This is a genomic window from Pseudomonas sp. B19125 (genome assembly GCF_044218855.1).
GTDB classification, from domain to species: domain Bacteria; phylum Pseudomonadota; class Gammaproteobacteria; order Pseudomonadales; family Pseudomonadaceae; genus Aquipseudomonas; species Aquipseudomonas edaphica.
This window is the reverse complement of sequence record NZ_CP162589.1, coordinates 3,510,640-3,522,963: the sequence shown is the minus strand read 5'-3', so window position 1 is coordinate 3,522,963 and position 12,324 is coordinate 3,510,640. Positions and strand designations below refer to the sequence as shown.

General features: G+C 62.3%; 7 protein-coding genes. All 7 read left to right on the top strand.

Translation table 11 applies throughout. The annotated features are described in order from the left end of the window. The first annotated feature begins 15 nt into the window (after window positions 1-15). Window positions 16-966 (top strand): D-2-hydroxyacid dehydrogenase family protein, encoded by a 951-nt coding sequence (locus tag AB4P96_RS15985; RefSeq protein WP_170037601.1) that lies wholly within the window; start codon window positions 16-18, stop codon window positions 964-966. Between the two features lie 603 nt (window positions 967-1,569). Continuing rightward, the gene (glgA, locus tag AB4P96_RS15980; protein WP_026013833.1) at window positions 1,570-3,126 is read left to right on the top strand and encodes a glycogen synthase GlgA; all 1,557 of its coding nucleotides are present in this window, start codon (window positions 1,570-1,572) and stop codon (window positions 3,124-3,126) included. A gap of 39 nt (window positions 3,127-3,165) precedes the next feature. Further along, the gene (gene treZ, locus AB4P96_RS15975; RefSeq protein ID WP_176992151.1) at window positions 3,166-4,911 is read left to right on the top strand and encodes a malto-oligosyltrehalose trehalohydrolase; all 1,746 of its coding nucleotides are present in this window, start codon (window positions 3,166-3,168) and stop codon (window positions 4,909-4,911) included. Continuing rightward, the gene (gene malQ / locus AB4P96_RS15970; protein ID WP_395599773.1) at window positions 4,908-6,992 is read left to right on the top strand and encodes a 4-alpha-glucanotransferase; all 2,085 of its coding nucleotides are present in this window, start codon (window positions 4,908-4,910) and stop codon (window positions 6,990-6,992) included. The genes treZ and malQ overlap by 4 nt, the downstream gene beginning before the upstream one ends. Then, complete coding sequence (locus tag AB4P96_RS15965; RefSeq protein ID WP_395599772.1) at window positions 6,989-9,745, top strand: malto-oligosyltrehalose synthase; 2,757 nt, start codon at window positions 6,989-6,991, stop codon at window positions 9,743-9,745. The genes malQ and AB4P96_RS15965 overlap by 4 nt, the downstream gene beginning before the upstream one ends. Before the next feature lie 24 nt (window positions 9,746-9,769). Next, window positions 9,770-10,039, top strand: coding sequence for a DUF2934 domain-containing protein (locus AB4P96_RS15960; protein WP_017138916.1), 270 nt, complete (start codon window positions 9,770-9,772; stop codon window positions 10,037-10,039). 124 nt (window positions 10,040-10,163) lie between these two features. Next, the gene (glgX, locus tag AB4P96_RS15955; protein WP_017138917.1) at window positions 10,164-12,323 is read left to right on the top strand and encodes a glycogen debranching protein GlgX; all 2,160 of its coding nucleotides are present in this window, start codon (window positions 10,164-10,166) and stop codon (window positions 12,321-12,323) included. Window position 12,324 lies beyond the last annotated feature (1 nt).

Below are 12,324 nucleotides of genomic sequence, written 5' to 3'. Positions count from 1 at the left end.
TCGAGGCACTCCTGAATGTCGGTACAGATCGCAGTCATTGATGATTGGCAGAATGTGGCCAGTGGTGTGGTGGATTGGTCGGCATTGGCGGCGGTGGGCCAGGTGCATTTTCTGCACGATTACCCCGCCGATACCGCCACGATGGTTGAACGTTTGCAGGGGTTCGACGTGATTTGCCTGATGCGCGAGCGCTCGACCTTCGATCAGGCCCTGTTACAAGGCCTGCCCAAGCTGAAACTGCTGGTGACCGGCGGCATGCGCAACGCGGCTATCGACATAGCCGCCGCTAAAGCCCTGGGCATCCAGGTGTGCGGCACCGACAGCTACAAGCAGGCAGCGCCGGAGTTAACCTGGGCGCTGATCATGGCCTCGACCCGCAACCTGCTGGCCGAAGCCAACTCACTGCGCGCCGGCGGCTGGCAGGTCGGGCTGGGTGGCGATCTGTATGGCAAAACCCTGGGGGTTCTCGGACTGGGCAGCATCGGCCAGAAGGTTGCGCAGTTTGGCCAGGCATTTGGCATGCGCGTGATTGCCTGGAGCGAGAACCTTACGCCGGAGCGGGCCGCAGAGGCGGGTGTGAGCTGGGTCAGCAAGCGTGAGTTGTTCGAACAGGCGGATATTCTGAGCGTGCATCTGGTACTCAGTGAGCGCAGTCGCGGCCTGGTGGATACGCAGGCGCTGGGTTGGATGAAACCGAGTGCGCGCCTGGTCAATACCTCACGTGGGCCGATTGTGGATGAGCAGGCGCTGATCGAGGCGTTATCGGCCGGGCGACTGGCGGGGGCCGCATTGGATGTGTATAGCGAAGAGCCACTACCGGTTGATCATCCCTTCCGGCGCTTGCCGAATGTGTTGGCCACGCCCCACGTCGGGTATGTGAGTGAACAGAATTATCGGCAGTTTTATCAGCAGATGATCGAGGACATTCAGGCCTGGGCCAGCGGGACGCCGATTCGCAGCCTATAAGCGGCATCGCAAGCAAGCTTGTCTTGGCATTCAGGCTTGTTGTGGCATGCAAGCTTGTTGTGGCGAGCAGGCTTGCCCTGCGTTGGAGCGCGCAACGCTCCCAAATCGCCCAATCGGTGCATCAGATAGGCCGGGTGTGCTCATTATGGGGCTGCTGCGCAGCCCAACGCAGGGCAAGCCTGCTCGCCACAACAAGCCTGCTCGCCACACCAGCTCTTTTCACTTCAATTACCCGCCGTTCTCCCAGAATCACCGCAAGTTCCGAACGGTGCATATCGTTACAAGTTTTTTGTCCTACAAAAAACCCCTAGAAACCGTACAGTCTCTGGGATCTGTCCTAGACTGATGACCGATGGGTCCGTTTCAAAACAAAAACCCCGCAAAAAATCGAAACTTTACAACTCTGCCGCAGGTCAAGTTTTTAAGGGAGACGAGCGCAGGCGCTTCAGCCGAACGCCCGTCCATCCACTCTTTTTTCGCAATGGGTGCAACTGGCATACGCCTTGCCAGCTTGTACTGTGCTTGTGCGCCTGGCCGCAGGATGTGGCCAATCGGAGCCGATGGCAGCGGGCCATCAGCCGACCAAACATGTAGGAGAGAACTATGATCAGTGCTGCAGTCGATACTCAGGGAGAGCGTTTTAGTCAGCCGGCAGGGGGACCGACTTCGTTGGCCGACCTGCCCAACACTGTGCGGCCGATCGTGAGTCAGAACCCTAATCGTAAGAAAGTCCTGTTTGTGACGTCCGAATTCGCCGACCTGGTGAAAACCGGCGGCCTGGGCGACGTCTCCGCTGCCCTGCCCCGCGCCATGGCGCACCTGCATGATGTGCGCGTGTTGATCCCGGGCTACCCGCAGGTAATGGAAAGTGACAACCCGATCCATATCATTGGCGAGCTGGGCGGGCACGCAGCGCTGCCGCCGTGCAAGATCGGGCGCATGGACCTCAAGGATGGCCTGGTCATCTATGTGCTGATCTGCCCCGAGCTCTACGAGCGTGAAGGCACGCCCTACGGCGCCAACAATGGCCGCGACTGGCCGGACAACCATATCCGCTTCGCTCGCCTGGGCCTGGCCGCCGCCGACATGGCCGCCAACCTGGCGCAGATCCACTGGTGCCCGGACCTGGTGCACGCCCATGACTGGCCGGCTGGCCTGGCGCCGGCTTATATGCACTGGCGTGGGTCGCGCACCCCCACGCTGTTCACCATTCATAACCTCGCCTATCAAGGTGTGGTCAGCCTGGCGTCGACCCCGGAATTGGGCATTCCACCCCATGCCCTGCAACAGGAAGGCATGGAGTTCTACGGCAAGATGTCGTTCCTCAAGGCGGGCATGGCGTATTCCAGCCATATCACCACCGTGAGCGCGACCTACGCCCAGGAAATCACCACCCCGGAATTCGGCTGTGGCCTCGACGGCTTCCTCGCCAGCAAGACCCAGCAAGGCCTGCTCAGCGGGATTCCCAATGGCATCGACGAGAGCTGGGAAACCTCCACCGACACGCATCTGACCCATAACTTCAATATTGGCGACTGGGAAGGCAAGGCGGTGAACGCCGCCCATGTGCGCGAACTGTTCGGCCTGCACGAGTCCACCGGCCCGCTGTTCGCGGTGGTATCACGGCTGGTGTACCAAAAAGGCCTGGACCTGACCGAAGCGGTCAGCAGCTTTATTGTCGAGAACGGTGGCCAGATCGCCATCATCGGCCGTGGCGAGCCGGAAGAAGAACACGCCATGCGCGAACTGGCCCTGCGCTTTCCTGGCCAGGTCGGGGTGCGCATCGGCTTCAACGAAACCGATGCACGGCGCATGTTCGCCGGCAGCGATTTCCTGCTGATGCCCTCGCGCTATGAGCCGTGTGGCTTGAGCCAGATGTACGCCCAGCGTTTCGGCTCGCTGCCGGTGGCGCGCAATACCGGCGGCTTGGCGGACACCATCGAAAATGGCGTCACCGGCTTCCTGTTCAATGAGTCCACTGTCGAGAGCTATAAAGAAGCACTGAGCCGCGCGTTCAGGGTGTTTGCCAATAAAGGCCTGCTTAACGCCATGCGCAGCCGCTCCATGACCCAACCGTTCAACTGGTGCCAGGCGGTGGAACCCTACGCCGAGCTTTACGAGCAACTGGTGGCCAAGGCCCTGGGGAAACCCACGAAGTAATTTTTTGGTTGTTGTTTCAAAGAAGGGAGGTCTTCATAGATGCCGTCACGGACTCTGGAAACCTGGCCCCACGGCGCAATCATGCTGGACGCGCAACACACGCGTTTTGCCTTGTGGGCGCCAGACGCGTTTTATGTCAGCGTTGAATTGCAAGACGGCAAGTCCATCGCCATGCTGCCCCAGGCAGATGGCTGGTTCGAGGTAGAAACCGAGTGCCCGGCGGGCACTTGTTACCGCTACAACATTGATGGCGAACAGGACGTGCCGGACCCGGCATCCCGGGCCCAGGCACTCGACGTGCACGGCTGGAGCGTGGTCGTCGACCCCCTCGCCTACGAATGGCGACACAGCCAGTGGCAAGGGCGCCCTTGGCATGAGGCGGTGATCTACGAACTGCATGTGGGCGCACTGGGTGGCTATGCCGGCGTGCAAAAGCACCTGCCACGCCTGGCCGAACTGGGCGTGACCGCCATTGAACTAATGCCGCTGGCGCAATTTCCCGGCGAGCGCAATTGGGGCTACGACGGGGTGCTGCCCTACGCCCCGCAAGCCTCCTATGGCTCCCCCGAACAACTCAAGGCCCTGATCGACAGTGCCCACGAACACGGTTTGGCGGTGATCCTGGATGTGGTCTACAACCACTTCGGCCCCGATGGCAATTACCTGGGCCAGTACGCCCAAGGCTTCTTTGAAGAAGACGTGCACACGCCGTGGGGCGCCGGGATTGATTTTGATCGCCGTGAGGTGCGCGACTTTTTCCTCGACAACGCACTGATGTGGTTGCTCGAGTACCGCTTCGACGGCCTGCGCCTGGACGCGGTACACGCCATCGACAACCCCGGTTTCCTCAAGGAACTTGCGCAACGGGTACGCCAGCAGGTGGACACCGGCCGGCACGTGTGGCTGGTGCTGGAAAACGAACTCAACCAGGCTCGCCTGCTCAAGCACGACTTTGATGCGCAGTGGAATGACGACTTCCATAACGTACTGCACGTACTGCTCACGGGCGAAACGGATGCGTATTACAGCGACTTCGCACAAGCCCCCACCGAGAAACTCGCGCGCTGCCTGGGCGAAGGTTTTATCTACCAAGGCCACACCACCCGTCACGGCCATGCGCGCGGCGAACCCAGTGGTGATCTGCCACCCAGCGCCTTCGTGGCGTTTTTGCAAAACCACGACCAGGTCGGCAACCGCGCCTTGGGCGAGCGCCTGCACCAACTGTGCTCGCCCCAGGCGCTGAAGGCGGCCACCACCTTACTGCTGATGTCGCCGATGATTCCGCTGATGTTTATGGGCGATGAAGTCAACGCCGAGCAGCCGTTCCTGTTTTTCACCGATCATCACGGTGAGCTGGCCGAAGCCGTGCGCGAAGGCCGACGCAACGAATTTGCCGATTTCGCCGCGTTTAAAGACCCTGAGCGGCGCGAACAGATCCCTGACCCGAATGCGCTGCCGACTTTCCTGCAGTCGGCGCCCCGCTTCACCGAGAACGAACACGCGCAGCTTTACCGTCAGCTGCTGAGCCTGCGCCATCGGCACATCGTGCCGCACTTGCCCGGCAGCGTGGCCCTGGGCGCGCAGGTACTGGCCGACGGCGCCGTCACCGCGCGCTGGCGCCTGGGCAACGGCAGCCTGTTGCAGATTGACCTGAACCTGGGTGCCACGCCGCTGGATCACCCGGCGCCGCCGCACCTGCTATTCGAGACGTCTGCCCATGAAGGCGCGCAACTGGCGCCGTTCAGCGCACGCGTCGCCTTATCCCCTGTTGGAGATCACCCTTGAGCGAAGCGAACCTGGAAATACTCGCCAGCCGCGCGGGCCTGGCCGTCGATTGGATCGACGCAAACGGCCGCCCGCAACATGTCGAACCCGCCGCCTTGCGTGCCGTCCTCAAAGGCCTGGGCCACCCGGCCGATACTGACGCCGAGATCAATGCCAGCCTGCTCGAAATGGAACGGGTGCAACAAGACAAGCACCTGCCACCGCTGATGACCGTGGACACCGGCGCGGGTCTGGACCTCGCGCATTACTTCGCCCCGGACACACCGTGCCGCGTCAGCCTGGAACAGGGCGAAACCCTGGAGTTGCGCCTGGACGGCAATGCCGAACTGCCCGGCGTAATCGCGCTGGGCTATCACCAGGTGCATATCGACGACCAAACCTTCACCCTGGCCGTGGCCCCTACCCATTGCTACAGCGTCGCTGAAGCGGTCGACAGCCAACCGGCCCGCGCCTGGGGCCTGAGTGCGCAGCTGTATGCACTGCGCCGCCTGGGTGACGGCGGCTTCGGTGACACCCTGGCATTGGAGCACCTGGCCCGCAGCGCCGCCGAACGCGGCGCCGATGCCTTGGCCATCAGCCCGATGCATGCGATGTTCAGCGCCGACACCGAGCGCTACAGCCCCTACTCACCTTCCAGCCGCCTGTTCCTCAACAGCCTGTACGCCTCGCCCGCCTGCATCCTTGGCGAGCGCGAAGTGCGCAACGCCATCGAGGCACTGGACCTTACGGATGAGCTGCACGCCCTGGAACAGCTCACCTTGATCGACTGGCCCACCGCCGCCCGCGCCAAGCAGCGCCTGTTGCGTGCCTTGTATGAAGATTTCCGCCACGGCCAGCACCCGCAACACGCCGACTTCCTGAGCTTTCGCCAGGCCGGCGGCGAAGCCCTGGAAAACCACTGTCGCTTTGAAGCCGTGCAAGCCTTGCGTGCCGCCGCCGGTGAAGACCTTGACTGGCGCCACTGGCCCGAAGCATGGCGCTCGCCTCAGAGCCCGGCGCTGACGCAATTTGCCGCCGACCATACGAATGAGATCGGCTATTTTGCCTTCTGCCAATGGCTGATCGCACGCAGCCTGGAGCGCGCGCAACAAGCCGCGCGTGGCAGCGGCATGGGCATCGGCCTGATCGCAGACCTGGCGGTCGGTGCCGATGGCGGCGGCAGCCAGGCGTGGAGCCGGCAGGACGAGCTACTCGCCAACCTTACCGTCGGCGCGCCACCGGACATTCTCAACCGCGCGGGTCAAGGCTGGGGCATCTCGGCGTTTTCCCCTGAAGGTCTCAAGCGCAACGGCTTTCGCGCCTTTATCGAAATGCTGCGGGCCAACTTCGCCCACGCCGGCGGCCTGCGCATTGACCATGTGATGGGCCTGCAACGCCTGTGGGTCATCCCCATGGACGCTACGCCGCGCGAAGGCGCCTATTTGTACTACCCGGTGGATGACCTGCTGCGCCTGCTGGCGCTGGAATCCCACCGCCACCAGGCCATCGTGCTCGGTGAAGACCTGGGCACCGTGCCCGATGGCCTGCGCGAAAAACTCAGCGGCCGCTCGATCCTGGGCATGCGCGTCTTACTCTTTGAACAAAACCACGACGGCCACTTCAAGCCGATCCTCGACTGGCCGGACAACGCCCTGGCTACCACCAGCACCCACGACTTGCCAACCCTCAACGGCTGGTGGCACAGCCGCGATATCGAATGGAATATCCAGTTGGGCCTGATCGATGCGCCCACCGTGGAGCAATGGAGCGAGCACCGCCTGCGCGAACGCCAGGCGCTGCGCCAGGCCTTGAGCCAGGACCCGCAGAACTTCGTCGATGAAATCCGCAATAACACCGACCATATGCTCGACGCCAGCGTGCGCTACCTGGGCCACACCCGCGCGCCGTTGGTGCTGTTGCCGCTGGAAGACGCGCTGGGCATCGAGGAACAAGCCAACCTGCCCGGCACCACCGACACCCACCCCAATTGGCGCCGCCGCTTACCGGGTGAAGCCGCCAGCCTGCTCGACAACGACAGCGCCGCCCGCCGCCTGGAGCTGCTGGCCGTGGCGCGCAACCAGGCCCATGAGCGTGACCGATGAACGCATTACCCCTGCGCGCAACCCAGCGCCTGCAATTTCACAAAGGCTTCACCCTGGATGATGCCGTGCCCCTGGTGCCCTACTTCGCCCAACTGGGCATCAGCCACCTGTATGCCTCGCCGCTGCTGGCCGCCCGCGCCGGTTCCATGCACGGCTACGATGTGGTTGACCCGACCCGCGTCAACCCCGAGCTTGGCGGCGAGCCGGCCTTGCACAGGTTGGTTGCGGCGCTGCGTGAGCATGGGATGGGGCTGATCCTCGATATTGTCTCCAACCATATGGCCGTCGGCGGTGCAGACAACCCGTGGTGGCTGGACCTCTTGGAATGGGGCCGCCTGAGTCCCTACAGTGAGTTTTTCGATATCCAGTGGCACTCGCCGGACCCGCTGCTCAAGGGTCAGTTACTGATGCCGTTTCTGGGCAGCGACTACGGTGAAGCGCTGCAAAGCGGCAACCTGGCGCTCAAGTTCGATGCCGTGCAGGGCGGTTTTTACGTCGAGCATTACGAGCACCGCTTCCCGATTTGCCCGCGTGACTACGCCATGATTCTGGGCGGCGATGAATTGTTGAAGCCCCTGGCCGAGCGTTTCAGCGCCCTTGCCTACCAGGATGACGCCTACACCGAAGCCGGCTGGCTCAAACACGTGCTGGCCGAACGGGCCACCGAAGCCTCGGTGCTGCACGCCATCGAACGCCAGCTGGCCGAATTTGATGGGCGCCAGCCGGACGGCTTCAATCACTTGCACGCCTTGCTGGAACAACAGGTTTATCGGCTGGCCAGTTGGCGCACCGCAGCGGACGATATCAACTGGCGGCGCTTCTTCGACGTCAACGAACTCGGCGGCCTGCGCGTAGAACGCAGCGCCGTGTTCGAAGCCACCCACGGCAAGATTTTCGAGCTGATCAGCCAAGGGCTGGTGGACGGCTTGCGCATCGACCATATCGACGGGTTGGCTGACCCACGCGGGTATTGCCGCAAGTTGCGCAGGCGCGTGGATTCCCTTTCGCCCAACCGGCATTTGCCGATCTTCGTAGAAAAAATCCTCGGTGAAGGCGAAACCCTGCGCGAAGACTGGCAGGTAGACGGCACCACCGGCTATGAATTCATGAACCAGCTGTCGCTGTTGCAGCACGACCCAACAGGCTTTGCGCCGTTGGCGGAGCTGTGGACGCGCTACAGCGAACGGCCTGCTGCCTTTATCGAAGAAGCCTGGCTGGCCCGCCAGCAGATTCTCAACGGTTCCCTGGCCGGTGACTTCGAGAGTGTGGCCCAGGCCCTGCTGCAAGTGGCCCGCGACGACGTGATGACCCGCGACCTGACCCTGGGCGCAATCCGCCGTGCCTTGCAGGAGCTGATCGTGCACTTCCCGGTGTACCGCACCTACATCAGTGCCCGTGGGCGCAGCGCCCATGATGATGTGTTTTTCCTGCAAGCCTTGGCCGGTGCTCGCAGCACCTTGGGCGAAGGCGACTGGCCGGTGCTCGACCACCTGGAAAAATGGCTGGGCGGCCAGCCGTGGCGCAACCGCCCGGTCGGGCGTGAACGCAAGATGCTCAAGCATGCCTGCGTGCGCTTCCAGCAGCTCACGTCGCCGGCGGCGGCCAAGGCCGTGGAAGACACCGCCTTCTACCGCTCGGCGGTGCTGCTGTCGCGTAACGATGTGGGCTTCAGCACCGAACAGTTCAGTGCACCGCTGGCGGACTTTCATGCGGCCAATCAACAGCGCCTGCAGACCTTCCCCGACAACCTGCTGGCCACCGCCACTCACGACCACAAGCGCGGCGAAGACACGCGAGCGCGCCTGGCGGTACTGAGTGAATGCGCACCTTGGTACGTCGAACAAGTCGAGCATTGGCGCCGCCTCGCCGCACCGTTGCGCGACGATGCACACAGCCCGTCGGCGGGCGATGAACTGATCCTTTACCAAGTGCTGCTCGGCAGTTGGCCGCTGGATAGCAACCCGGACATGCAGGGTTACCAGCAACGCCTGTGGCAATGGCAGCAAAAAGCCCTGCGCGAAGCCAAGTTGCAAAGCAGTTGGAGCGCGCCCAACGAAGCCTATGAACAGGCGGTCGATGCCTTCCTGTCACGCCTGTTGCTCAGCGATGCCGGCACCCCGTTACGCAAGGCCATCGGCAGCGCCGCCCAGGCCATCGCCCCGGCGGGCGCACTGAACGGCCTGGCGCAATCCTTGCTTCGTATCACCGTGCCGGGTGTACCGGATTTGTACCAGGGCGATGAGTTCTGGGACTTCAGCCTGGTAGACCCGGACAACCGCCGCCCGGTGGACTTCAACGCACGGCAACAGGCGTTGAACACACCGCCGGACGTCGGCGAGCTGTTGTCCCATTGGCGCGACGGGCGTATCAAACAGGCGCTGATTGCCCAGGTGCTGGCCGTGCGCAAGGCCAACGCCGAACGCTTCCAACGCGGCAGCTACACGCCGCTGGAAGTGGTAGGCAAACACGCCGATCACGTCGTCGCATTTTGCCGCACGTATCAAGGCAAACACCTGCTGGTGGTGGTGCCACGCTGGCCCCATCGCCTGCTGGAAAACGGTGAACAACCCCATATCAATGCGCAGGTTTGGGGCGATACGCGGGTGAAATTACCGTTCGCCACCACAACACAAAACTGGAAGGGACTTTTTCATACAGGCGCAGTCACACCAAACAAGGAGCTGTTGATCAGCGCTGCCCTGGGGGATTTCCCGGTCAATGTCTTTATCAATCCCGATGATCAAGAAAGCTGAAAATTTTCTGTGAGGAGTATTGCGATGAGTACTGAAGACAAACGCATACGCGAGTTGGCGCATCAGATCTGGGAATCCGAAGGCAAGCCCCACGGTGAAGATGCACGCCACTGGGAGATGGCGCGCAAATTAGCCGAAGCCGAAGCGCTGACCCCAAGCAAACCCAAAGCTGCGGCCAAACCCAAGACCGCTCCCAAGCCTGCGCCAAAAGCCAAGCCGCCGGCCCCGGCGGCCAGCAAGCCCGCACCGCCAGCGGCCAAAAAGCCTGCGGCGCCGAAAAAGCCCAAGCCTTAACAGCCCACGCGCCTCCTGCCGACATTGTCGCCAGGAGGCCCTTTTTACTTTTCAGTGCGCCAGCTGAGCAACCGTCGGCACGGTAGCGCTCGGCCCGAAAAAAGACCCTTGCAGGAGCAATTTAATGAGCAAACCCGATAACAACCCAGCCACGCCGGAAAACGAGCCGTCGCGGATTCGTGAAGGTTTGCCCTTCCCTCTAGGCGCCACCTGGGATGGCCTGGGTGTCAACTTTGCGCTGTTCTCAGCCAATGCCACCAAGGTCGAGCTGTGCCTGTTCGATGATACCGGCGAGGTCGAGCTTGAACGTATCGAACTGCCCGAATACACCGACGAAATCTTCCACGGCTACCTGCCCGACGCCCATCCCGGGCTGATTTACGGCTACCGCGTGTACGGTGCGTATGACCCGGCCAATGGTCACCGCTTCAACCACAACAAATTGCTGATCGACCCGTATGCCAAACAGCTGGTGGGTGAACTCAAATGGTCCGAGGCACTGTTCGGCTACACCATCGGCCACCCGGACGACGACCTCAGTTTTGACGAGCGCGACAGCGCGCCCTTTGTGCCCAAGTGCAAGGTCATCGACCCTGCGCACACCTGGGGCAACGACCAGCCGGTACGGGTGCCGTGGGACCGCACGATCATCTACGAAACCCATCTGCGTGGCATCAGCATGCGTCACCCGTCAGTGGGCGAGTCGGTGCGCGGCACCTGTGCCGGGCTGATGGAAGATGACGTGCTCAAACATATTCGCCAGCTCGGCGTGTCATCCGTCGAACTGCTGCCGGTGCATGCCTTCGTCAACGACCAGCACCTGCTGCAAAAAGGCATGACCAACTATTGGGGCTACAACAGCATCGCGTTCTTTGCGCCTGACCCGCGTTACCTGGCCAGCGGCAAGATCGCCGAGTTCAAGGAGATGGTCGCGCACCTGCATGAGCAGAAGCTCGAGGTGATCCTTGATGTGGTCTACAACCATACCGCCGAGGGCAACGAGCGCGGCCCTACCCTGTCGATGCGCGGCATCGACAACGCCTCGTACTACCGGCTGATGCCCGACGACAAGCGCTTCTACATCAACGATTCCGGCACCGGCAATACCCTGGACTTGAGCCACCCCTGCGTGCTGCAAATGGTCACCGACTCCCTGCGCTACTGGGCCACCGAAATGCACGTGGACGGCTTCCGCTTTGACCTGGCGACCATTCTGGGGCGCTACCGCGACGGTTTCGACGAGCGCCACAGCTTCCTTGTGGCCTGCCGCCAGGACCCGGTGCTGCGCCAGCTGAAAATGATTGCCGAACCCTGGGACTGTGGTCCCGGCGGCTACCAAGTGGGCAACTTTCCACCCGGCTGGGTGGAATGGAACGACCGCTTCCGCGACACCGTGCGCGCCTTCTGGAAAGGCGATGACGGCCAGTTGGCGGACTTCGCCGGGCGCATGACCGCCTCGGGCGAGATGTTCAACCACCGTGGGCGCAGGCCTTACAGTTCGGTGAACTTCATCACTGCCCACGATGGTTTCACCCTGCACGACCTGGTGTCGTACAACGACAAGCACAACGAGGCCAACGACGAAAACAACCAGGACGGCAGCAACAACAACCTGTCCTGGAACCACGGCGTCGAAGGCCCCACCGAAGACCCGGAAATCAACGCCCTGCGCCTGCGCCAGATGCGCAATTTCTTCGCCACGCTGCTGCTGGCCCAAGGCACACCGATGATCGTGGCCGGTGACGAGTTCGCGCGCACCCAGCACGGCAACAACAATGCCTATTGCCAGGACAGCGAGATCGGCTGGGTCAACTGGGACCTGGACGACGACGGCAAGGCACTGCTCAAGTTCGTCAAACGCCTGATCAAATTGCGCCTGGCCTACCCGATTCTGCGCCGTGGGCGTTTCCTGGTGGGCGACTACAACGAAGACCTCGGCGTAAAAGACGTCACCTGGCTGGCGCCGGATGGCAACGAGATGAGCACCGAACAGTGGCAAGACAGCCATGGCCGCTGCCTGGGCATGCTGATGGATGGCCGCGCCCAGGAAACCGGGATTCGTCGCGCTGGGGGTGATGCGACCCTGTTGCTGGTGGTCAATGCCCACCACGACATGGTGAATTTCCGCCTGCCGCCGGTGCCCCAGGGTGAATTCTGGACCTGCATGCTCGATACCAACGCCCCCGCAGTGCGCGGTCAGGAGCGTTTTGACTTCGAGCACGAGTACGCGGTGACCGGACGCTCACTGCTGCTGTTCGAATTGCAACGCGACGACGAGGTGTGAG